The sequence below is a fragment of the Mesorhizobium sp. LNJC391B00 genome, assembly GCF_000502535.1.
GTDB lineage: Bacteria > Pseudomonadota > Alphaproteobacteria > Rhizobiales > Rhizobiaceae > Mesorhizobium.
The window spans coordinates 203,206-226,164 of the sequence record NZ_AYWI01000003.1 but is presented as its reverse complement, the minus strand read 5'-3'; the positions used below and the strand labels follow the sequence as shown (position 1 = coordinate 226,164).

22 protein-coding genes are annotated in these 22,959 nt (G+C 65.7%); 12 read left to right on the top strand and 10 right to left on the bottom strand.

The window, feature by feature from the left end; genetic code table 11:
* Positions 1-124: 124 nt before the first annotated feature.
* The gene (locus tag X750_RS1000000165675) at positions 125-262 is read right to left on the bottom strand and encodes a hypothetical protein (RefSeq protein WP_023691904.1); all 138 of its coding nucleotides are present in this window, start codon (positions 260-262) and stop codon (positions 125-127) included.
* A 186-nt stretch (positions 263-448) separates the two neighbouring features.
* Between X750_RS1000000165675 and rsgA the strand changes: the two genes are divergently transcribed.
* Positions 449-1,462 (top strand): ribosome small subunit-dependent GTPase A, encoded by a 1,014-nt coding sequence (gene rsgA, locus X750_RS155890; RefSeq protein ID WP_245261286.1) that lies wholly within the window; start codon positions 449-451, stop codon positions 1,460-1,462.
* A 60-nt stretch (positions 1,463-1,522) separates the two neighbouring features.
* Here the strand turns inward: rsgA and X750_RS155895 are convergent, their stop codons facing one another.
* From X750_RS155895 to X750_RS155925, 7 genes are read right to left on the bottom strand one after another with little or no spacing between them, the layout of a single operon-like run.
* Positions 1,523-2,314 carry an SIS domain-containing protein gene (locus X750_RS155895; protein ID WP_023740873.1) on the bottom strand — a complete coding sequence of 264 codons (792 nt, stop codon included), beginning with the start codon at positions 2,312-2,314 and terminating at the stop codon, positions 1,523-1,525.
* 37 nt (positions 2,315-2,351) lie between these two features.
* Complete coding sequence (locus tag X750_RS155900) at positions 2,352-3,122, bottom strand: GntR family transcriptional regulator (RefSeq protein WP_023683130.1); 771 nt, start codon at positions 3,120-3,122, stop codon at positions 2,352-2,354.
* The gene (locus X750_RS155905; RefSeq protein ID WP_023747072.1) at positions 3,119-3,994 is read right to left on the bottom strand and encodes an ROK family protein; all 876 of its coding nucleotides are present in this window, start codon (positions 3,992-3,994) and stop codon (positions 3,119-3,121) included. Before X750_RS155905 ends, X750_RS155900 begins: the two co-directional genes overlap by 4 nt.
* On the bottom strand, positions 3,991-4,731 hold the full coding sequence (locus tag X750_RS155910) for a PIG-L family deacetylase (RefSeq protein WP_031195993.1): 741 nt from the start codon (positions 4,729-4,731) through the stop codon (positions 3,991-3,993). The genes X750_RS155905 and X750_RS155910 overlap by 4 nt, the downstream gene beginning before the upstream one ends.
* Positions 4,728-5,585, bottom strand: coding sequence for a carbohydrate ABC transporter permease (locus X750_RS155915; protein WP_023747071.1), 858 nt, complete (start codon positions 5,583-5,585; stop codon positions 4,728-4,730). The genes X750_RS155910 and X750_RS155915 overlap by 4 nt, the downstream gene beginning before the upstream one ends.
* Complete coding sequence (locus X750_RS155920; protein ID WP_023747070.1) at positions 5,582-6,514, bottom strand: sugar ABC transporter permease; 933 nt, start codon at positions 6,512-6,514, stop codon at positions 5,582-5,584. Before X750_RS155920 ends, X750_RS155915 begins: the two co-directional genes overlap by 4 nt.
* Before the next feature lie 49 nt (positions 6,515-6,563).
* Positions 6,564-7,838, bottom strand: coding sequence for an extracellular solute-binding protein (locus tag X750_RS155925; protein ID WP_023747069.1), 1,275 nt, complete (start codon positions 7,836-7,838; stop codon positions 6,564-6,566).
* A gap of 315 nt (positions 7,839-8,153) precedes the next feature.
* Here X750_RS155925 and X750_RS155930 point away from each other — a divergent pair, with 315 nt between their 5' ends.
* From X750_RS155930 to X750_RS155940, 3 genes are read left to right on the top strand one after another with little or no spacing between them, the layout of a single operon-like run.
* On the top strand, positions 8,154-9,446 hold the full coding sequence (locus tag X750_RS155930; RefSeq protein ID WP_023747068.1) for an extracellular solute-binding protein: 1,293 nt from the start codon (positions 8,154-8,156) through the stop codon (positions 9,444-9,446).
* Entirely contained in the window at positions 9,446-10,336 is an 891-nt protein-coding gene (locus X750_RS155935; protein WP_023747067.1) for a sugar ABC transporter permease, read from the top strand. Before X750_RS155930 ends, X750_RS155935 begins: the two co-directional genes overlap by 1 nt.
* Entirely contained in the window at positions 10,333-11,196 is an 864-nt protein-coding gene (locus X750_RS155940; RefSeq protein ID WP_023747066.1) for a carbohydrate ABC transporter permease, read from the top strand. Before X750_RS155935 ends, X750_RS155940 begins: the two co-directional genes overlap by 4 nt.
* Positions 11,197-11,202: 6 nt before the next feature.
* Here X750_RS155940 and X750_RS155945 read toward each other — a convergent pair whose 3' ends face one another.
* Positions 11,203-12,387 carry a Gfo/Idh/MocA family oxidoreductase gene (locus X750_RS155945; protein WP_023747065.1) on the bottom strand — a complete coding sequence of 395 codons (1,185 nt, stop codon included), beginning with the start codon at positions 12,385-12,387 and terminating at the stop codon, positions 11,203-11,205.
* Positions 12,388-12,473: 86 nt separating this feature from the next.
* Here X750_RS155945 and X750_RS155950 point away from each other — a divergent pair, with 86 nt between their 5' ends.
* The 8 genes from X750_RS155950 (at position 12,474) to X750_RS155985 (ending at position 21,832) form a co-directional block, all read left to right on the top strand.
* Positions 12,474-13,361, top strand: coding sequence for a MurR/RpiR family transcriptional regulator (locus X750_RS155950; RefSeq protein ID WP_023747064.1), 888 nt, complete (start codon positions 12,474-12,476; stop codon positions 13,359-13,361).
* A 79-nt stretch (positions 13,362-13,440) separates the two neighbouring features.
* Positions 13,441-14,223, top strand: coding sequence for an SDR family oxidoreductase (locus X750_RS155955; protein ID WP_023747063.1), 783 nt, complete (start codon positions 13,441-13,443; stop codon positions 14,221-14,223).
* Positions 14,220-15,752, top strand: coding sequence for a mannitol dehydrogenase family protein (locus X750_RS155960; RefSeq protein ID WP_023747062.1), 1,533 nt, complete (start codon positions 14,220-14,222; stop codon positions 15,750-15,752). The genes X750_RS155955 and X750_RS155960 overlap by 4 nt, the downstream gene beginning before the upstream one ends.
* A gap of 22 nt (positions 15,753-15,774) precedes the next feature.
* Complete coding sequence (locus tag X750_RS155965) at positions 15,775-16,689, top strand: sugar phosphate isomerase/epimerase (protein ID WP_023747061.1); 915 nt, start codon at positions 15,775-15,777, stop codon at positions 16,687-16,689.
* 78 nt (positions 16,690-16,767) lie between these two features.
* Positions 16,768-17,802, top strand: coding sequence for an ABC transporter substrate-binding protein (locus X750_RS155970; RefSeq protein WP_023735086.1), 1,035 nt, complete (start codon positions 16,768-16,770; stop codon positions 17,800-17,802).
* Between the two features lie 268 nt (positions 17,803-18,070).
* Positions 18,071-19,621, top strand: a complete 1,551-nt coding sequence (locus tag X750_RS155975; protein ID WP_023704175.1) for a sugar ABC transporter ATP-binding protein — start codon at positions 18,071-18,073, stop codon at positions 19,619-19,621.
* On the top strand, positions 19,618-20,589 hold the full coding sequence (locus X750_RS155980; protein ID WP_023710849.1) for an ABC transporter permease: 972 nt from the start codon (positions 19,618-19,620) through the stop codon (positions 20,587-20,589). Before X750_RS155975 ends, X750_RS155980 begins: the two co-directional genes overlap by 4 nt.
* A 262-nt stretch (positions 20,590-20,851) precedes the next feature.
* Positions 20,852-21,832 (top strand): ABC transporter permease, encoded by a 981-nt coding sequence (locus X750_RS155985; RefSeq protein WP_023747060.1) that lies wholly within the window; start codon positions 20,852-20,854, stop codon positions 21,830-21,832.
* A 342-nt stretch (positions 21,833-22,174) separates the two neighbouring features.
* On the opposite strand, the gene X750_RS155990 is transcribed toward X750_RS155985, so the two are convergent.
* On the bottom strand, positions 22,175-22,615 hold the full coding sequence (locus X750_RS155990) for a hypothetical protein (RefSeq protein ID WP_023686526.1): 441 nt from the start codon (positions 22,613-22,615) through the stop codon (positions 22,175-22,177).
* Positions 22,616-22,959 lie beyond the last annotated feature (344 nt).

The window sequence follows — 22,959 nt, the reverse complement described above, 5'->3', positions numbered from 1 at the left end:
CCCTCCCCCTTTTGGCAGGCTTCTCGACCTGCCATCCTCAGCCGTCCCTGCCAACTTCGAGGTCGACGACGAGGCCTGATGCGTGGCATGCAAATCAAGACCATCGGCAGCGTATCGAGGGATTTCACATCGGCTGTCTGGACGACGTCCTGGAGAGCGACAGATCGGGGTCGAGCCGCCTCAGCTCCCGGTTAATGGCCGCCAGGCGCTCCGGTTCGCCTTCCGTGTTGCAGACATTGAGAGTAACGACGCGTAAGCGCATCAGCGAACCACCGCCGCGATGCGTTCCAACGTGGTGCGCGAAACGGCTCGGCCATCGGCGCGGTTCGGCTTGCCAAATTCCGCCATGCCGCCCATACACGGCTTGAACAACCGCCCCGAGGGTCCGCGCCCATTTTGCCAAAGGATACTCTCCGATGTCTGTGACGCCGTCCCCCTGGTCAAAGCCGTGACGGCCTCCCTCGCAAGCCTGGGCTGGACGGATTTCTTCGGCGACCAGCTTGAAGCCGATGAGGCAGACCTCGTGCCGACGCGCATCGCCTCGGTGCACCGCGACCGCCTGGCCGGCCTGTCCCGGGCAGGGCCAGTGGATCTGACGCTGCCGGCCAATGCCAACACCGGCGACTACGCCGTCGGCGACTGGGTGCTGGTCGAGCAGCATACACATCTGCTGCTCCGCCGGCTGACCCGCAAGACGGTGCTGGAGCGCCGTACCCAGGGCGGCAGGATCCCGCAGCTGGCCGCGGCCAATGTCGACACGCTGTTCATCGTGACGTCCTGCAATGCCGATTTCAACATCGCCCGGCTCGAGCGCTATTTGGCGCTTGCCAACGAGGCCGGAACGACGCCGGTGATCCTGCTGACCAAGGCCGACACCGCTGACGATGCCGAGGCTTACCAAGGCCAGGCCGCCGCCCTGCAGCGTGGGCTGGCCGTGGTGGTGCTGAACCCGCGCGTCGCCGATGCCGCAGCGGCGCTTGCTCCCTGGTGTGGCGCAGGGCAGACGGTGGCGCTGGTCGGCTCCTCCGGCGTCGGCAAATCGACGCTGGTCAACACGCTGGCCGGATCGGCGCAGCAATCGCCGCAACAGACCGCGGGCATCCGGGAACACGATGCCAAGGGTCGCCACACCACCACGGCGCGGTCGCTGCACCCCATTGCCGGTGGCGGCTGGGTGATCGACACGCCGGGCATGCGCACGCTGCATGTCAGCGACGTCGCATCCGGCATCGACACGCTGTTTGCCGAAATCACCGAGCTCGCACCGCTGTGCAAATTCCGCGACTGCACCCATGTCCACGAACCGGGCTGCGCGGTGCAGGCTGCGTTGAAGGCGGGTACGCTCGACCCTGAGCGCCTTGCCCGCTGGCGCAAGCTGTCGGAGGAAAACCAGGGCAACACGCCGGTTCAGAGCGGCCCGCGCGGCAACAAATCGCCTGCCGGGCGCCCGAAGCGGCGTTGAGCGGATAGGAATTGCGGAACGAGACGTCGGAGGCCCGGCATGTGCCGGGCCTCCCTTTTTTCACTCTCCGCGCATCGTTGCCTGGAAGGTCGGCAGGTGCTTCTTCTGCGCATCCAGCATGCGCTCGCGGTAGACGCCGTAGATGACGTCGGTGTCGTGCAGCGTCACGCCGGCAATGGTCGGCGAGGCGAAGACCGGCAGTTCGATGCCGCGCTTGGCGAGCTGCTCGGCGGTGCGCGCGATCAGCTCATGCGCCAGGATCATGGCAAGCACCGTCGATGAGCCCGACACCGGCCGGCTCCAGCCCTCGACCGGCACGATGGCGTCCTCGATCGGCGAACAGGTGTCGATGACGAGGTCGGCGGCATCCGCCAGCCGCTTGCCGGAGGAGTGCGTCGCCGGCTTGTCCAGATTGTTCTTGCTGGTGACCGCGACGACGAAGATGCCGCGCTTCCTGGCATAGAGCGCGGTGTCGATACCGGACGAGTTGCGGCCGCTATGGCCGAAGATTATGATGGAATCACCCTTGTTGAGCGGCTGGTGGTCGAGGAATTTCTCGGCGTATTTTTCCGTCCGCTCCAGCCACAACAGCTCGCGCACGCCGCCGGCGCCGAGCACATTGTGCCACATCACGCGCGGGTCGGTCAGCGGGTTGAAACCGACATAGCTGCCATAGCGCGGAAACACTTCCTGCACCGGCAGCACCGAATGGCCGGAGCCATAGAGATGCACCAGCCCGCCGCCCTCGAGCGAGTCGGCAAAGTGGCTGGCCGCCTGGCCAAAGGCCTCTTCATTGGCTTTCGCAGCCTGGTCGATGAGGGCGGCGAGACGGTGGATGTAGAGATCGGACACGTGGGTACTCCTGTTTGATGTGTCGGTCTGGAATGGATCAGCTTCTTGGGTTCAGCGGCACGCGTCCGGCGCGCAGCGTCGAGCGGATTTCGTAGCGGTCGCCGCGCATGATCGAGACGGTGAATTCGAACGGGCCGCGCTCGTCGGTGGTGATGCGTTCGACGACGAAGGCCGGGCTGCCGACAGCGAGGTCGAGCAGTTCGGCGTCCGCCGCGCCGACCGCGCCGACCCGGTAGTTCTCCCGCGCGGCCACCGGCACGATGCCGTAATGGCGCTCCAGCGCCTCGTAGAGCGAGCCCTGCAGCAGGCCGGCATCGAGGAAGCCCGGCACGCGCACGGCCGACAGCTGCGCCGTCTGGATGCCGATCGGCTCGTTGTTGCCGAGCCGCAGCCTGCGGATGCGCACCACCGGATCGCCCTCTTCGATCTCCAGCGCGCCGGCAGCCGCCGCGTTGGCGGTGGTCAGGCTGCAGTCGAGCAGACGCGAGCCCGCGACCACGCCCATATTGCCCATCTCCTGGGTGAAGCTGGTCAGTTCGCGCGTGCCGGCGACCAGCGTGGTCGAGCGCACGAACGTGCCGCGGCCATGTTCGCGCCTGAGCAGCCCGGCCTCCTCGAGATTGCGCAGCGCGTGGCGCAGCGTGATGCGGCTGACGCCGAACAGGGCGCACAGCCTGTCCTCCGCCGGGATCTGGTCGCCCGTTGCCCATTCGCCGCTCTTGACGATGGCTCGGATCGCCTCTTCGACCTGGTACCAGAGCGGCTCCGGCCGTCTGCGGTCCGGTTGCTGAAAGCTTGCTTCGCTCATCGCACCTGCCTCCACCCTTGCCCAACGGCGCCGGCCAGCGCCGCGCCGACCAGACCGGCGCGGGGACCGAACTTTCCAGCCTTGACGTCGATGCCGCGCAGATGCGGCGGCAGTTGACGTCGCAGCGCCGCAAGCAGCGGCGGCCGGATCACATCCAGCGCGTCCGCCAAACCACCCGAAATCAGCACCGCTTGCGGATCGAGCAGCGCGACAGCGCCTGCAAGCGCGGTGCCGAGCTGTCGCGCCGGCAGTTCAAGCAAGGTGAGTGCAGCCAGCTCGCCGGCCTGGGCAGCGGCGATCAGTTGGCGGCCGTCGGCAAGGCCGACCTGTCCGGCAAGGCCATCGAGCGCCCGGCCCGACGCGACGCGCTCCAGCCAGCCGCTGCGCTCCTCGCCATGATCTTTGACGTCGGCGCAGGCCCAGCCGAACGAGCAGGCGCCGCCATGCGCGCCGGCAACGATGCGGCCATTGGCCAGCACCGCCGAACCGATGCCGGTGCCGATGGCGAGCAGGATCGCATCCGGCATGTTTTTCGCACTGCCTTCGACAGCCTCCGCCAGCAGCGCAATCTGTGCGTCATTGCCGAGCGCTACGCGCAATTTGGGAAACAGCGTCTGGATGTCGACGCCGTCGAGGAACGGCAGGTTGGGGATCCAGCGGCAGATTGAGCCCTCGACCAGACCCGGCACCGCGATGCCAAGCGCTGAGACCGGCCCGGCCTCAGCGCACAGCGCGTCGATGCGCGCAATGAAGGCATCAAGGGTTGCCGGCGCCGGCTCGCTGCCCAGCGCCTCCAACCCACCGACATCGCCCGTAGATACGCCGGCGCGCAGATTGGTGGCGCCGAGATCGATGGCGAGTACCCGCGTCATCGACCGGACCCTTTGCCGAAGGGGAGCGAGAACAGGCCGCTGCCGGCATTCCACGAATGCGACGCCGCCGCGAAGGCCTGCGCATGGCGCGTGCCGCGCAGGCAGCCGCGCAGCCGGTAGAGCGAACTGTAATAGTCGACATAGGGGAAGCTGCTCAGGCCGCGCGCCAGCTCATACTCCATGACCGCGTCGCGCCAGGCCTCGAACCCGTCGCTGACATCGACGAGATGCTCGGGCCGGAAGCCGTCATCGTCCTCCCAGTTCTCGCCGAACAGCAGCAGTTGCGGCGTATGCGCCGGATGGTCGCTGGCAACGGTCGGCAGTCCGGCGAAGAAGATACCGGTCTTGGTCAAATGCGCGGCGGCGCGATGGTCCTTGTGCCAGCTGCCGTGCCAATGGGTGATGACGATCTCGGGTTTCAGCTCGCGAATGATGTCGCCCACTTCGAGCGCCGTCTGATCGTCTGTGGGCAGGAAGCCGTCGCGCAGGCCAAAGCCACGCATGGTGACGCCGAGCCGCTCCGCCGCGCTGCCCGCTTCCTCTTCCTTCTGCACGCAATAATGCGCGGGAACCAGGTACGGATGGCCCTGCTCACCCATGGTCAGATGCAGGAAAGTCACCGTGGCGCCGCGCTTGACGGCAGCGGCCGCCAGCGGCCCGGCCATCACCTCGGCATCGAAGGCGTGCGCGCCGACCACCAGGATCGATTTCGCCGCATAAATTCTGTCTTCGATCATTTCATGCCCCCTCCGGTGCCCACGCCTTCGCGAATCTGGCGCGCCAGCAGACAATACATGATCAGGATGGGCGCCATGGATATCGCCAGCGAGGCGAACACCAGGCCCCAGTCGGTGCGGAACTGGCCGACGAAGACGCTGATCGCCAGCGGCACCGTCTTGTAGCGGTCGTCGAAGATGAAGATCAGCGGGAAGAAGAAATCGTTCCACACCGCGATCGCGGTGAAGATGGCCACGATCGACACCGCCGGCTTGACCATCGGCAGGATGATCTGGAACAGGATGCGCACCTCGCCGGCGCCGTCCATGCGCGCGGCCTCGTCCAACTCGGAGGGTAAGACGCGCATGAAATTGGCGAAGATGAAGACGGCGAAGGGAATGCGGATCGCCGAATAGACCAGGATCAGCCCGGTCAGCGAATCCAGCAGGCCGAGATTGCGCATCAGCGTGAACAGTTCGACCGAGGCGAGCCGGATCGGCAGCATGATGCCGGACAGGAACAGGCCGAGCATGATGGCATTCCAGCCGAGTCTGTATCGGCTGAGCGGATAGGCGGCCATCGCCGAGACGACGATGGTGAGGATGACCGCGCCGCCGGTTACGATCAGGCTGTTGATGAAATTCTGGCCGAGATCGGCGCGCGTCCAGGCGTTGACGAAATTGTCGAAGGCAAAGCTTTGCGGCAGGCCGAGCCTGTTGTCGTAGATCTCGGCCGTGGTCTTGAAACAGGAGACGATGAGGATGTAGAGCGGCAACAGCACAGCCGCCGTCCATACGATCAGCACCGTCCAACCGGGCAGCCGCGCCAGCTGCAGAAAGATGGCCGGTCTTTGCGAAATCGCCAGCGCGCTCATAGCTGCACCGTGCGGCGGTCGAAGAAGCGCAGCATCATGAGCGTGCCGATGCTGAGGATCAAGAACAGCACGGTGCCGAGCGCCAAAGCCAGACCGATATCGGTGATGCCGACAGCACCTTCCGCGCCGAAGGCCAGCCGGTAGAAGTAGGTCACCAGCGTGTCGGTCGAATAGCTCGGATTGCCCTGCACGCCCTGCATGACATAGACGATGTCGAACTGGTTGAAGGTGTTGATGAACGACAGCGTCGTCAGCGTGCCCAGCGCCGGCATCAGCAGCGGCAGCGCGATCGAGAACAGCATGCGCGCATTGCCGGCGCCGTCAAGTTTTGCCGCCTCAAAAATCTGGCCGGAAATCTGCCGCAGACCTGCCGTGTAGATCAGCACCGGCAGGCCCATCCAGTTCCAGGCATCGACGGCGATCAGCATGGCGAGCGCGGTGTGGCTGTTGCCGAGCACGGTCAGGCTGCCCTGGTGCAGGCCAAGCCCGTTGAGCGCCCATTCGACGACGCCGCCCGGTGCCAAAAGCAACCGCCACAGCGCGCCGACGATGACCGGGCTCAGCACCGCCGGAAAGAAGAACACCGACTGGAAGAACGCAGCACCCCTGTCGCGCAGGAACAGCAGCCAGGCGAACAAAAGCCCGATTCCGTTCTGGAACAGCATGATGCCGAAGAACCAGGCGGTGTTGTGCCACAGCGCGCCGTAGAGCCGCGCGCCGCTGGGGAAAACGAACAGCCTTGAGAAATTCGACAGGCCGGCGAACTCGACCATGCGCAGCCCCTTCCAGACGAAGAAGCTGCCCCACAGCGACATCCCCAGGGGATAGAGGACGAACAGCGCATAGACCGCCAGCGCCGGCAGGATGAACAGCACGGCCATGCGCTGCTGCGTGCGGCGAAGGCTGCTGGTGCGGCGAAGGGTGCTCATGCGCTTTTCTGGTCCGTGAGAGGCCGGCCGCTTTTGCGACCGGCCGCGCCTACTGCTTCGGCTTGAACCAGGTGGCGACCGCGGCCTGCATGTCGGCCGCCAGCTTCTCCGGCGCGATGTTGCCTTCGACCATGTCGATGATCTCCGACTGCAGCACCGAAGACGCCGTCGGCGACTGCCAGCGGAAGCCGACCAGCGTCAGATAGGGCGTCGAATTCTTCGCCATCTCCATCATCGCGGCCAGCACTGGATCCTTCACCGTCACATCCGTGCGGGCCGGCGGCCAGCCGAGCTCGTCGGCGAACATCTGCGCGAACTCTGCCGAAGCCATGAAGCCCAGCACCTTGGTCGCGGCTTCCTTGTTCTGGCTCTCGGAGACCAGGCCATAGGAGCCGTCGGAGAAGGCCGAGGTGTAGAGTTTTGCCCCGGCATCGTCGGCGGGGAACGGGAAGATCGAGAATTTCAGCTTCGGGTTCTGCGCCTTGAAGCTGCCGTTCTCGAACGAACCGCCGAGGAACATCGCCGCCTTGCCGCCGATGAACTGCTGCGTGGCGGTGGTGTAGTCGATGCCGGCGAAGCCGTCGGGGAAATACGGCTTCAGCTCGGCGAAGCGCTTCAGCGCCGCCACATAGCGCGGATCCTCGAACGTCGCCTTGCCGCTCATCATCTCGTCGTAGAATTCAGGACCATAGACGGTCGGGCCGACCACGCCGACGGCGATCTCCAACTCCCAGGCCGAGCCGTTGGCGCCGCCGGTGGCGATCGGCGTGATGCCGGCCGCCTTCAGCTTCTCGCAGACAGCGGTGAAATCCTTGTAGGTCTTGGGGATCTCGATGCCCTGGGCGGCGAAAATATCCTGGTTGTAGAAGACGCCCATCATCGGCACCGAGTAGGGCACACCGTAGACTTTTCCGTCAGCGCGGCCGCGCGCGCCGCCAAGCGCCGCGTCCTCCATGTTCTTCAGCTCCGGCACGCTGTCGTCCAGCGCGTCGAGATAGCCGGCCTCGACGAAGGGCTGCAATTCGCCATAGGCCTTGAGCTGGGCGATGTCGGGCCCGCGGCCGCCGCGCAGCGCCGTGCTCAGCCGGTTCTGGTAATCGGCATCGGGCGTGAACTGGATGGCGACCTTGATGCCGGGCTTCTTCACCTCGAAGGCATCGAAGATGCGGCGCATCGCGGCCTCGTCCTCGGTGCGCCAGCTCCACAGCGTCACCGTGCTGTCGGCGGCTCGCGCCGGCAATGAGGGAAAGACGCCGGCGCAGGCGGCGGCAAGGCCGCCGATCAGCCTAAGCGCTGCGCGCCGGTGAAGTGAAAGCATGCTCATTGCCAGTCTCCCATTGTTCTCTGTCTTGGCGTCCCGCGGCGTTCCGGTGCCGTGAGAAGTCATTGGTTCGGCAAAAGTCATTATAATGACATAGCGGTATTCGCAAGAGGTCTGCTGCGCCTCAGGAATGGCGGCGTTGGCCCCCTCACGACATTGCAGTACCCGCATCCGTTTGTTACATAACGATAAATATCCACATTCCAGCGCCGCAAAGAAATCTGTGACCGTACCATGTGAGACTTTTTCGCCAGCAAGCCCTTGCGTCGCCGCGCTGACTTGTCATAACCTCATGTGAACCGATAGGGAGGATGAGGAATGTCGTTTGCCTGGACGTCGAAACTGGCACTGGCCGCAGGCCTCGCCATCCTGCCCGCCACGGCCTGGGCGCAATCGGTCAACATCTCCTATCTCACCCACTGGTCGCCGGAGACGGTGGCGCTGCTGGAAGCGGCGGCCAAGGATTATGCCAAGACCAATCCGGATGTCAGCGTCACCGTGCGCGCCGTCCCCTTCGGCGACCTCCTGACCACGCTGCGCTCGCAAGGCGGCGGCGCGGACGGCCCAACCATCGGCGGCATCTACGATCTCTGGTTGCCGGAACTGGCGCGCGACAAGCTGGTCGCGCCCGCTCCCGATGCGGTGGCCAGCGAGGTCAAGGCCGCCTGGCCGGCGGGCATCACCAGCGCCGCCTCGGTCGGCGGCACGCTTTATGGCATCCCCAACGAAATCGACGTCTATGCGCTGAACTACAACAAGGCGCTGTTCAAGCAGGCCGGCATCGCGGCGCCACCCAAGACCTGGGACGAGTTCAAGGACGCGGCGAAAAAGCTGACCAACAAGGATGCGGGACAGCAAGGCTTCGGCATGATCAATTCATGGGCCGCCGGTGTCGTCCACCCCTTCGCCTCGCTGCTGGTCTCCAATGGCGGCGACCTGGTCAAGGACGGCAAGCCGGTGCTCGACAGCCCGCAGGCCGCCGAGACATTCCAGCTCTATGAAGACCTGATCAAGTCGGGCGCCAGCGTGCCGGCGATGGCGACAGCCGACGCCAACACCACCGGCCCCTTCCTCGACAATTTCGTCTCCGGCAAGACCGGCATGATCATCATGGCCAATTGGTGGGAGAGCGCGCTGAAGGCCGGCATGGGCGACAAGTTCGCCGACATTGCAACGGCGCCGCTTCCCGTCGGCCCGAGCGGCGACAAGCCGCATTCGATCTCTTACTCCTGGATGACCGTGGTCAACGCCAATGCAGGTGCGGCCGAGCAGAAGGCGGCATGGGACTTCCTCGCCTGGCTGAACAATCCAAAGTCCGGCAAGAACGGCGCTTCCGCGATGTCGGATATCCTCATGTCGATGGGCATCCTGCCCTCACGCCTCTCCGACATCGAGGCGCACAAGGACAAGCTCGGCTCGGAATTCCTCTCCGGCTATGTCAGCGTGCTCACCGACGCCAAGCCGTTCCCGGTGGTGCCGGGCGGCCAGGAATTCTCGGAATCGCTGCAGCAGACGCTCGAGGCGTTGCAGTATGGCCAGGTCTCGGCCAAGGATGCGCAGGCGACGGCGCAGGCCGACGCCATTTCGATCCTGGAGCGCGCCGCCAAATAATGATTCAGAGGTACCGTGCCTCGGCGGGCATCATGCTGGCGCCCGCCGTGACGCTGATCGGCATCTTCGTCCTGTTGCCGATGCTGCTCACCGTCTGGCTGTCGTTCCAGGACTGGTCGACGCAGACGCCGTTTTCCAGCGCCAGCTTCATCGGCCTCGACAATTTCCGCGACATTTTTGGCGTCTCCTCGGTTGGCCGCGATTTCAAGGTCGCGTTCGCCAACACAGCCGTCTACACCGCGCTCTCCGTCGTCCTCATCCTGCCTCTGTCGGTGGCCTTCGGCCTGATGGTCTACCAGCAGGATGTGCCCGGCGGCACGGCGCTGCGCACGGTGCTGTTTGCCACCTACATGGTGCCGATGATCGCTGTCGCGCTGGTGTGGTCGAAACTCTATTCGCCGAGCGAAGGCCCGCTCAACCAGATGCTCGGTCTGATCGGCATCGGCCCGCAGCCTTTCCTGTCGTCGCCGCGCTCGGCGCTGATCTCGATCATCTTTCTCAATGTCTGGCAACAGGTCGGTTACTTCACCGTCTTGGCGATCGCCGGGCTGACGCAGATCCAAGGCAGCCTCTACGAGGCGGCGAAGCTCGATGGCGCCAACCGCTTCGAGCAGTTCCGCTTCATCACGCTGCCGCTGATGCGGCGCACGCTGTTGTTCAGCGCCGTCATCGCCATCATCAACGCCGTGCAGGTGTTCGAGCCGGTTGCCCTGATCACGCAGGGCGGGCCGGTCGGCTCGACCAATGTGCTCACCTACCACATCCGCCGCGTCGGCATCGAGCGTGCGCAGGGTGGACTGGGTTCGGCCATGGCGGTCATGCTGATGCTTTCGCTGATTGTCGTCGTCTGCGCGCTGTTTGCCTTCGCCAACCGGAAGAACGACGAATGAGCGCGGGATCGTCGAGCCGGCTGTCGCGCCGGCGCCCGTCCGGCCACAAGGCGCTGCTGGCGACGCTGATGCTGCTGGTCGCCGTCGCCTCGGCCTTCCCGCTGGTCTGGATGGTGCTGTCGAGCCTCAAGACGCCGGCCGAGAGCATGCAGGTGCCGCCGGTGTGGATCCCCCTTACGCCGAGCCTCGACGCCTATAAGAAGGTGTCGGGCGTGGTCAATGTCGGCCGCTCGATGTGGAATTCTCTGGTCATCGCCTCGATCACCACCGCCGGCATCCTGCTGACCAGCATGATGGCCGGCTACGCATTCGCCAAATACCACTTCCCCGCCAAGTCGCTGCTGTTTTCTGTGCTGATCGCCACCATGTTCCTGCCGCCGATCGTGACGTTGATCCCGCTCTATCGCCTGGTCGGCTCGATCGGCCTCAACGCCAGCCTCGCCGGCATCATCGTGCCCAATCTCGCCAATGCTTTCGGCATCTTCCTGATGCGCCAGTTCATCTCCGGCGTGCCCGACGAGCTCATCGACGCCGCGCGCATGGACGGCGCCTCGGAGTTCTTGATCCTCTACAAGATCGTCGCGCCGAGCGTCGCCCCCGCAATCGCGGCTCTGGCCCTCTTCGCCTTCGTCTATCACTGGAACAGCTATCTGTGGCCGCTGACCGTGCTGCAGGGCAATGCCGACGCCTATCCGATCGTCATCAGCCTGAGCCGGTTGCTGAGCTACAACAGGGGCGCGGTCAACACCGGCCTGGTGATGGCCGGCGCCACGCTGGCCGTGCTGCCGCCGCTCATCCTGTTCGCCTTCCTGCAGCGCTTCTTCGTCGATTCCATCGTCGGCTCGGCGATCAAGGGATAGCTCGCCTCACCCGAACCTTGCCGCCGTCCAAGCCCCGCCCGCAGCATTCGACTCCACCGCCGCAGCAACAAACTTCACCCCCCGCGCGCCATCGACGACATCGGGCACCTGTGCCGCGCGCGCCGGATCAACCGTCCCGCCCGAACGGTGCGCGCGAATGATATCGGCGGCGTCGCGGTAGAAATTGGCGAAGGCCTCGATATAGCCCTCCGGATGCGCCGCCGGCATGCGCGAAACGCGCTGGCTCTCAGTGGTCGAGCCATGGCCGCCGCGCACCAGCGTGCGGGTCTCCTCGCCGTAGATGGAGAAGCGCAGTTCTTCCGGCCGGCCGCCCGACCATTCGAGCCCGGCTTTGTCGCCATAGATGCGCACCGAGAGATCATTGTAGTGGCCGGGCGAGGTCTGGCTGGCGAGGATCGTGCCGCGCGCCCCGCCGGTCCAGCGCACCAGCACATGCGCATTGTCGTCGAGCCGGCGTCCCGGCACGGCAGTGAACAGATCCGCCGACACCGCCTCGGCCTCACAGCCGGAGATATAGCTTGCCAGGTTGAAGGCATGCACGCCGATATCGGCCAGCACCGCCGACTGCCCGGCGCGCGCCGGATCGGTGCGCCACTCCGCCTGCTTCTGGCCCTCGGCGTCGATCGGCGTGGTCAGCCAGTCCTGGATGTAGGCGCCATGCACGGACACGATGCGGCCAAGCGCGCCCGCCGCCACCATCTCGCGCGCCTGGCGGACCATGGCGTAGCCGGTGTTGTTGAGCGTGACGACGAAGCGGCGCTTTTTCACCTGCGCCAGCGCCACCAATGCTTCTGCGTCGGCCAGCGTCGTCGACAGCGGCTTGTCGCAGATCACGTCGATGCCGGCCTCGAGAAAGGCCGTGGCGATCGGCGCGTGCAGATGGTTGGGCGTGACGATGACCACCGCCTCGATGCCGTCCGGCCGCGCCGCTTCGGCTCGTGCCATGGCGCGATAATCGGCATAGCTGCGCTCGGGCGCGATGCCGATCTCGGCGGCCGAGGCGGCGGCGTTTTCCGGGTCCGACGACAGCGCGCCGGCGACCAGTACGATCTGGTCGTCCAGGCGCATGGCCAGCCGATGCACGGCGCCGATAAAGGCATTGCGACCGCCGCCGACCATGCCGACCCTGAGCCGCTTGCCCGCCGATCCGTCCGATGTTGCGTAGACCATTTTCAAGCTCCTCCCGGCAGACCGCTTTCGAACATGATTTCCAATTTTCATATTGTAAAACGATCGTATCGCGCTAGCCTGAAATCATGAGTGGGGCAAGCAAGGCATCCGCACGGTCCAGCACCGACGAGGCGGCGACGCGCAAGCGCGGGCGCTCTCTGGCCGCCCTCGGCTACATCCAGCCGCAGACCTATGAGGAGCTGCGCGCCGTGCTGTCGTCGGGCACGGTGCACTTCCCCAAGCGGCTGCGCCAGGTGGCGATCTTCCTGTGGCAGCACCCGAGCGACGTCGCGCTCGGCACCATCGCGCAGGTTGCGGCACAGGCCGGCGTGCAGCCCTCGACGCTGGTGCGCTTTGCCCAGATCTTCGGCTATTCCGGCTTTTCCGATTTCCAGGGCCTGTTCAAGGAGCACATCAAGGGCTCATGGCCGGAAGGGCGCGGCGAACCGCGCACCGAGACCGAGCCAAATCTGCATTTCCTGCACGGCATGGTCGGCGCATCGCAGGCCTCGCTGGGCCGCATCGAGACCGGCTTCGACGTCGAGAGTTTCGACAAGATGGTGGCGCTGCTGGCGGCGGCCGAGCTGATCTATGTCATCGGCTCCAAGCGCGCCTTTCCCGTCACCGCCTATCTCTCGCTGACGCTCTCGCAGCAAGGCGTGCGCAACGTGCTGGTCGACAATGTCGGGTCCTCCGCACTCGACCAGATCGGCTGCATCGGCGGCAGGGATGCCGTGCTCGCTGTCTCCTTCAGCCCCTACAATTCGATCACGCCCGATCTCGTCGCGGTGGCGCATGAGCGCAAGGCGCGTATCGTCACCGTCACCGACAGCACCTTCAGCCCGCTGATCCCGCTCTCGGACAGCTGGCTGGAAGTGGTGGAATCCGACTTTGCCGGCTTCCGCTCACTGGCGGCCTCGCTCGCCGTTGGGATGGCGCTGGTCCATGGCGTGGCGGCGCGGCGCGGCGAATGAGGCGTCACTGGTCCAATTGACTATCGGGAATTGCCGTTCCATATTTCTCAAAATAGAAACTTTATTCCCGGGAGGAGGAATGGAGATCCGGCTTGACGGCAAGGTGGCTCTGGTCACCGGGTCGACGCAAGGCATTGGCCGCGCCATTGCCGAGTCGCTGGCGCGTTCCGGTGCCGCCGGGCTGCTGGTCACCGGCCGAGAGAAGACGCGTGGCGAGGCTGTGGCGGCCGAGCTTTCGCAAATGGGCACGCCGACCATCTTCGTCGCCGCCGACCTTGCCGATCCTGACGCCCCCACCCTTCTGGCGCAAGCCTGCATCGAGCGCTTCGGCCGCATCGATGCGCTGGTCAACGCCGCCGGCCTGACCGATCGCGCCTCCTTCCTCGACGCCAGCCTCGACGACTGGGCGGCGCTGTTTGCCGTCAACACGCGCGCGCCGTTCTTCCTGATGCAGGCCGCGATCACCGACATGAAGAAGCGCGGCCAAGGCGGCGCCATTCTCAACATCCTGTCGATCAACGCCCATTGCGGCTCGCCGGAGCTTGCCGTCTATTCCGCCAGCAAGGGCGCGCTGGCGACGCTGACCAAGAACGCCGCCAACGCCCACCGTTTCGACCGCATCCGCGTCAACGGCATCAATGTCGGCTGGACCGACACGCCGGCCGAACGCATCATGCAGGCGGAGACTTTGGGCAACGGCCCCGGCTGGCTCGAGAAGGCCAATGCCGCGCAGCCTTTCGGCCGGTTGCTGACGCCGGACGACATCGCCAGCCTCGCCGTCTTCCTGCTGTCCGACGCCGCCGGCCCGATGACCGGCGCGGTTGTCGACCAAGAACAGGCGGTGATCGGGGCGAACCGGTGAGCGCCATAGAGCCGCTCGGCCCGGCGCTGCTCGATCGCTTGCCGGCTTCGGTGCAGACACCGTCCTATGACCGTACGCTCCTGGCGCCCGGCATGGCGCATCTCGGCGTCGGCGCCTTCCATCGCTGCCATCAGGCCGAATACACCGACGATCTCATCTCGCTGCGCTTCGACCGCTGGGGCATCGTCGGCATCAACATCCGTCCGCCCAGCCTTGCCGACACGCTGGGACGGCAGGGCGGGCTCTACACAAGGCTGATCCGCGAGAACAGCCACATCGAGGCGCGCGTCATCGGCAGCATCGTCCGGGTGGTCGACAGCCAGGAGAGTGCCGCACCGGCGCTCGGTGTGCTGATCTCACCGGATATCGAGTTGGTGACGATGACGGTGACCGAAAAAGGCTATTGCCACGTCCCGTCCAGCGGCGAACTCGACCTCGGCCACCCTGATATCGTCCATGACCTCGCCAACCCCGAGACGCCGCGCAGCGTGCCCGGCCTGTTGGTGCGGGCGCTGGAGCAGCGCCGGGCCACGCACGGGCGGCCGCTGACGCTGCTGTCCTGCGACAACATTCCGGCCAATGGCGTCATCCTCGGCAACGTCGTGCGCAGCTTTGCCGAACCGCGCGGCAATGGGCTGGCCGATTGGATCGCGGCCAACGTCGCATTCCCCTCGGCCATGGTCGACCGCATTGCGCCGGCGGTGACGCAGGATGACCTCGATAGTGTCGAACAATGGTTCGGCTACCACGATGCCGCCGTCGCTGTCGGTGAGCCGTTCCGGCAGTGGGTGATCGAGGAAAAATTCGCCGGCCGCATGCCGCGCTGGGATCTGGTCGGCGCCACCTTCGTCGACGACGTCACGCCGTTCGAGCATCTCAAGATGCGGGTGCTGAACGGCGCCCAGACGACACTGGCGACGCTCGGCGTGCTGGCCGGGCTCGAGCACACATCGGACGCCATAGCCAACCCGCTGCTGTCGGACTTCATCAGGCGCATGCTGGTCGAGGAGACTGTGCCGACGCTGATGCCGGTATCCGGCGTCCTGCCGCTCGCCTATGTCGAGCAGAGTCTTGCCCGGCTGAAGAACACCGCGATCCGCCACCGCAACCACCAGGTCGCGACCGACGGTTCGCAGAAGATCGTCCAGCGCCTGCTCAACCCGATCCGCGACCGGCTGAGCCAGGGCCAAAGCATCGGGCTGCTGTCGGTGCCGGTCGCCGGCTGGATGGCCTATCTGATCCAGGCCTCGGGACGTTTCGGCAGACGCTGGCCGGTGTCGGACCCCTATGCCGGCAAGGTCGCCGCGATCGCCGACGCCACCGGCCATGATGCACAGGCGCTGGTGTCCGCCATCCTTGCCATCGACGGGATATTCGACCCCGGCCTTGCCGCCGACGATACGTTCCGCGCGGCCGTCACATCGGCGCTGGGCGACCTGCTGTCGGACGATCCGATGGCGGCTGTCCGGCACAGTCTTGAACAAGATGAGGTCGCGAGGTTGAAGCGATCCAAACAATCGGCATTATAGTCGTCGGGTCTAGGGAGGCAGAATGAAACTTGGAGTTCTTACGGCACCGTTTGCGGAGACGCCGCTTGGCGAGGTCGCCGGCTGGGCGCACTCGGCCGGCTTCGAGGCGCTGGAAATCGCCTGCTGGCCGAAGACCTCCGGCGCGACGCGGCGCTATGCCGGCACCAGCCATATCGATGCCGCTTCCACCTCGGCGGCGCAGGCCAAGGAGATCGTCGCTTCGCTGACGGAGAAGAAGCTGACGGTCTCCGGCCTCGGCTACTATCCCAACCCGTTGCATCCGGACCCCGCCCATCGCGAGGCCGTCATCGGCCATCTGAAGAAGGTCATCGTGCTGGCCGCCAATATGGGCGTGCCGGTGGTCAACACCTTCTGCGGTGGCGATGCCTCGAAGACCGTCGACGTCAACTGGCGGGACGCGCTGAAAGTCTGGCCCGAGACCGTCGCCTATGCGCGCGATCACGGGGTAAAACTCACCTTCGAGAACTGCCCGATGATCTTCAGTTATGACGAATGGCCGGGCGGGCACAACATCGCCTATTCGCCCTACATCTGGCGGCGCATCCTCGAGGCCTGGGGCGGCGAGGTCGGCATGAATTTCGACCCCTCGCATCTGGTCTGGCAGATGATCGACCAGGGCCGCTTCATCCGGGAGTTCGGCCCCTACATGCTGCATGTCCACGCCAAGGATTTGATGATCGATCATGATGGTTTGTATGAGCGCGGGATTCTTTCCGCCGGGATAGGCTGGCAGGTGCCGCGCATGCCGGGATTGGGCGATGTCGACTGGAGAGGCTTCTTCTCCGGCCTCTACCGCGCCGGCTATGACGGCTCGGTCATCATCGAACATGAGGACAGGCGGTTTGAAGGCAACGACGATGCGGTGAAGCGGGGCTTCCTGCTCGCCCGCGACGTGCTGCGCCCCTTCGTCAAATGACGAGGTGAATGACTTGGTCCGATCCTGCCGAAGGGTCTGGCCCTGAGACGAAAAACAACAATGTGGAGGAGTACTGACATGAAGAAAATACTGACCATGGTCCCGTTGCTTGCGGGCGCTGCCTTGCTGGCATCGATGGGCGTGTCGTCGGCCGAAGCCAAATATACGATCGGCATTTCCAACACCGTGCAGGGCAATGGCTGGCGCGAGGAAATGGTCTGCGCCATGAAGGCGCAGGCGCTGGCTTCGGGCGAAGTGACGAAGCTCAACATCGCCCACCGCAACACCGATGCCGCCGGCCAGCTCGAAGACATTCGCAATCTGATCAGCGCCAAGGTCGACGCCATCGTCGTCAACCCCGCTGATCCCGCCGGCATCAAGGCGGGCCTGGAAGAAGCCACCAAGGCCGGCATCGTCGTCGTTGCCGTCGACCAGGCGGTGACCGAACCGTCGGCCTACATCATCTCCAACAACCAGGAACAGTATGCCTATCTCGGCGCCAAATGGCTGTTCGGCCAGATGGGCGGCAAGGGCGAGGTGTTCTACATGCGCGGCGCAGCGGGTGCCTCGGCGGACTCGGATCGCGACAAAGGCTTCAAGAAGGCGCTGGCTGAAAACCCCGGCGTGAAGGTGGCTCAGGAAGTCTTCACCGGCTGGCAGCAGGATCAGGCCAAGCAGCAGATGCTGTCGTTCCTGGCCACCGGCACGCCGTTCAACGGTGTGTGGACCTCCGGCATCGACAACGTCATCGTCGACGCGCTGGTCGAATCGCAGGCGCCGCTGGTGCCGGTGGTCGGCGCCGACAATGCCGGCTTCGTCGGCCAGCTGAGCTCGGTGAAAGGTCTCGTCGGTGCAGCCGTCACCAACCCCGGCTCGATCGGCGGCGCGGGCGTGACGCTCGCGCTGCAGATCCTCGACGGCAAGAAGCCGGCGCAGCAGACCGTGCTGGTCGACCCGCAGCTGTGGGACAACGCCACCGACGAAGGCAAGGCCAAGCTGAAGGCAGCCGCCGACCCGTCCCTCAGCCCGGAATGGCCGGTCTCGATCTCGATCCCGGAGTGGACGACCTACACGAAGGAGCAGATCGTGGCCTGCAAGGGGCCGGGGGAGTAAGCCTGGTTTGAATGAACTGGCGAGGACGGCGAACGGCCGTCCTCGCCACACAGACTAGCGCTCTACGGCGCCCCCCTCTGTCCTGCCGGACATCTCCCCCACGGGTGGGGAGATTGGCTGTCATCTCGGCTTTCGCTAATTTTCTACGTCGCAAGACGAGGGACGGCGCCGGAACTGCCAATCTCCCCCCAAGTGGGGGAGATGTCCGGCAGGACAGAGGGGGGCGCCGTAGAGTGCCAGCAAGAGAATTTCTGATGCGGACATCGATTTGACCACCAGCCCCCTCCTCGACGCCACCGGCGTCGCCAAGAACTACGGCGCGGTCGCGGCCTTGCGCAACGCGTCGCTCTCCGTCCGGCCCGGCGAAGTCCACGCGCTTATGGGCGCCAATGGCGCCGGCAAGTCGACGCTGGTAAAGATCCTGACCGGCGCCATTCCCGCCAATGCCGGCCGCATCCTGATCCGCGACGAAGCGCGCGACATTCGCTCGCCCGCCGCCGCGCGCCGCGCCGGGCTGCTGCCGGTCTACCAGGAGCCGTCGCTAATCCCCGATCTCGACGTTCTCTCCAATCTCAGGCTCACCGGCACGCCGGTCGAGCCGTTCCGCGCCTGGGTGCGCGAGCTCGGCATTCTTGACCTCGATCTGCGCGACACCGCGCGCGACATTCCGCTGGCCGTGCTGCGCGTGCTCGACCTGGCGCGGGCGCTCGCCGTCGGGCCCGACGTGCTGCTGCTTGACGAGATGACGGCGGCCCTGCCCGCCAACCTCGCCGAAAAGGTGCTGGAAGTGGTGCGCCGCCAGGGCGATTCAGGCCGCGCCGTGATCTTCATCTCGCACCGCTTCGTCGAAATCTCCGCACTATGCGACCGCGCCACCGTGCTGCGCGACGGCGAGACCGTCGGCGTCGTCGACATCGTGCCGGGCGTCGAGGAAAAGATCGTCGAGCTGATGCTCGGCACCCGTATCGTGAAAACTCATGTCGCCGCCCGCAGCGCCGCCGAGAAGGCCGCGCCCGCGACCACCCGGCCGCGCATTTCGGTGCGAAACCTGCGCGTCGGCGCCAAGCTCAGCGATGTCTCCTTCGATCTCGCCGACGGCGAGGTGGCCGGCGTCGTGGCGCTCGAAGGCCAGGGCCAGGACGAGTTGTTCGCCGCCCTTGCCGGCTCGATCCGGCCCTCCGGCGGCACGATCGAAGTCGATGGCCAGCCGGTGAAATTCTCGCATCCGATCGACGCCATCCGCGCCGGCATTGCCTATGTGCCGGGCGACCGCTCGGAAGCGCTCGCCATGCAGCGCTCGGTGCGCGAAAACATCGCGCTGCCTTTCAGTGCCGCGCTGCGCAACTGGGGCCCGATCAACAGGCGCCGCGAACGCACGACCGTGCTCAGCGCCATCGAGCGGCTGCAGATCGACACCCGCGCGCAAGGCGAGGTGCAGCGCCTGTCCGGGGGCAATCAGCAGAAGGTGACCATCGCCCGCTGGATCGCGGCGGATGCCCGCACCATCCTGTGCTTCGACCCGACGCGCGGCATCGATGTCGGCACCAAGCAGGAGATCTACAAGCTGCTGCGCGAACTCGCCGGCAACGGCAAGTCGGTGCTGTTCTACACCTCGGAGCTGGAGGAGGTGCAGCGCGTCTGCGACCGCGTCATCGTCATCTTCGGCGGCCGCCTGGTCGACATTTTTCCGGTCGAGGAGGCCGACGAGCCGGCGCTGATGCGCGCCGCCTACGGCCTGCCGCGCGGCGCCAAGGCCGATATCGGCATATTGGCTGATCCGACCGCGAACACTTCGGCTTCGCCGGAGGCGACGCCATGAGCCATTTCCTGCGCCGCCAGGGCTGGGTTGTCGGCCTGTTCGCCCTGCTCATCGTCCTGTTCATCGCCACCAGGATCATCCAGCCGGCCTATGGCAGCAATGATTTCGGCTCGCTCGCCCGCGCCGTTCTGCCCTATGCCTTCGCAGTCGCCGCGCAGACGGTGGTCGTCATCGCCGGCGGCATCGACCTGTCGGTCGCCGCCATGATGGCGCTGACCAGCGTCACCGCGGCGTCGATGATGAATGGCGCGAGCGAGGAATACGCGCTGTTCGTGGTGCCCTTCGTGCTGGCCATGGGGTTTGGCCTTGGCGCGCTCAACGGCCTGCTCATCGTCGTCACCCGCGTGCCCGACATTGTCGTCACGCTGGCCATGCTGTTCGTGCTGCAGGGCGCCGCCCTGCTGGTGCTCGATGCGCCCGGCGGTGGCATCGCCGAATGGCTGAAGGCGCTGATCTCCGGCACGGTACCGATCCCCGGCCTGCCCGACGCCGTAGATGCCTGGCTGCCCAAGGCGCTGCTGGTGCTGATCGTGTGCCTCTGCGTCATCTGGATACCGCTGCGGCGCTCGCGCCTCGGCCTCTCCATCTACGCCATCGGCTCTAGCGAACTGGCGGCGTTCCGCTCCGGCGTGCCGGTCAAGCGCACTCGCATCATCGCCTATGCGCTGTCGGGCCTGTTCGCCGCCTTTGGCGGCCTGGCGCTGACCATGAGCACCGGCATCGGCGCCCCCATCCCCGGCCCCTATCTGCTCGCCAGCGTCGCCGCCGTGGTGCTGGGCGGCGTAGCGCTCGGCGGCGGCAAGGGCGGCCTGCTCGGCCCCATCGTCGCCGTCTTCGTGTTGAGGCTGGTGCGCACCGACCTGACGCTGCTCGCCATCGACCCGAATGTCACCGCGATTATTGAAGGGCTGATCATGGTGGCGGTGGTGATGTTCGGGGCGTTTATCACCATGCGGGGGCGGCAATGATGGGTGTGCTGTCGCAGAGAGACGTCGGCGTTCCTTCGCGCCCCCCTCTGTCCTGCCGGACATCTCCCCCACGAGGGGGGAGATTGGATGTCGCGACGACCTTCGCCAATCTCCAACCTTGCAAGAATGAGCGAGGCGCTGAAGCTGCCAATCTCCCCACAAGTGGGGGAGATGGCCGGCAGGCCAGAGGGGGGCGCCGTAGAGCACTGTCCTCACCAACTTGCCGCACCTTGCAAACCTCATCGCGAGCAAGAGCCGCCCCATGAGCACCGCCGCCATCACCCCCGTCCCCTTCGGCCGCCGCATAAAGCGCTTCATGGCCGATCGCCCGCTCATCCCGCTGATCGTCCTGCTCGCCATCCTGGTCGTGATCCTGCAGGTCCTGCGCCCCGGCATCGTCAACGAGCGCTGGATCGCCAACACCATCAAATTCGCCATCCCGCTGGCGATCCTCGCGGGATGCCAGACCATGACCATGCTGACCGGCGGCATCGACCTGTCGGTCGGCACGGTGGCAACGATGAGCGCCTTCATCATGGCGACGCAAGTGGTCAACCAGGACCCGGCGGTGGCGTTCCTGCTGGCGATGATGCCGGCGGTGCTGATCGGCTTCGTCAACGGCATCGGCGTCGGTGTCTTCCGCGTCCACCCGCTGATCATGACGCTGGGCACCAGCCTGATCGGCACCGGCTGCCTGCAGGTCTACCAGCGCACGGTGATCGCGTCGGGCGCAAAAATCCCCGACTTCCTGGCTTGGCTCGGCACCGGCGTGACATGGGGCTTCCCCAACGCGCTGCTTTTGTTCGTGCCGCTCGCCGCCCTCATCGTCTTCACGCTCGCCCGCACCGGCTTCGGCCGCCTGCTCTACGCCGTCGGCGACAATGAGCGCGCGACCCGCCTGTCGGGCGTGCAATACTGGCAGGTCATCACCGCGCTCTACGTCACCTCCAGCGTGCTCGCCGGCATCACCGGCCTGCTCTATATCGGCCTGATCAAGGCGCCGTCGCTGTCGCTCGCCGAACCGCTGGTGCTGCCCTCGGTCGCCGCCGCCGTCATCGGCGGCACCTCCATCTTCGGCGGCCGCGGCGGCTACACCGGCACCATCATCGGCGCCCTGATCCTGACCGTGCTGACGACGCTGCTGACCATCCTGCAGATGCCGGAGGGGGCACGGCGGATCTTGTTCGGGCTGATCGTGCTGTTCGTGACGGCGGCGTATTTGCGGATTGTGGAGGAGCGGTAGGGGGCCGAGGCCAGCGCCAGCCCCCACTCCGTCTCGGCTTCGCCGAGCCACCTCTACCCCCACGTCCGTGGGGGAGAGGAAATGCCAAGCTTTTCGAGCGAAGAAAAAACTCAACACTGTCGAGGCCGCAACCTCGAAAATTAGCGTTTCCTCTCCCCCACGAATGTGGGGGTAGAGGTGGCTCGGCGAAGCCGAGACGGAGTGGGGNGAAAATTAGCGTTTCCTCTCCCCCACGAATGTGGGGGTAGAGGTGGCTCGGCGAAGCCGAGACGGAGTGGGGGGCACCCTAAGCGATTGCCATCACCCTGGGCGCCTGTGCCCACCCAGAGCTCGCCCGCCCCCCTACTTCAACGAAATCGCCATCCCGCTCAAATCCGCATTCACCTGCAGGCCCACCTGCCGGCCCGTAAGCTCGAGCTGGGCGCCCTTGTCGTTGGTCATGACGATCACCTGCGCCCCCTTGCCGAGCGCGCCGCCACCGCCGGCCGCGCCATAAACCCCGGTCGCATCCCGCACCCTGCGGATATGGCGCACGGTGCCCCGGAAATAGGTCTTGGAAACCCCGAAGGCGAAGCCGCCCGAAACGCCGCCGATCGTGATGGGATAGGAGCGGCCGTGGAAGGTCAGCGTCCCCTCGCCGCCGGAACCGCCGACGAAGAAGGCCGCCTTGTAGACGGCAAAGCGGATCGTGCCGCTATCGGCATGCGCGGCGCTGGCAGCGCTGACGGACACAGTTGTGATGGCCGCAACCGCGAGCGAACGAAAGCTGGACGAGATGGTCATGGTGGGAGCTCCTCAAGTGCGCCGCTCACCCAACCGGCAGGCGGCGTCGAATCAAACTGGAACAGTTTAGGCTGGGATTTGGTTCCAGGGAGAGCTCTCGGTGGGTCAAGGCGCAAAGCTGGTGGGGAGAGCGGAGGAGCGCTTCATACAGAGCTGGCAATGCCAATGCCTCGGGGCAAGGGCTATCGCATATGAGCTTTTACGAAGAGGACCCCCACTCTAACTTGCCGGGGCGAGCCAGGGTTTCGCCCGTCCTTCGGACCCTCACAAGGCGGAGGGAACGCTGCCGCACGCCCAGCCCTTTTTTAAGTCGACTTAGACGGTTTTGCGGAAATCAGCGCCAA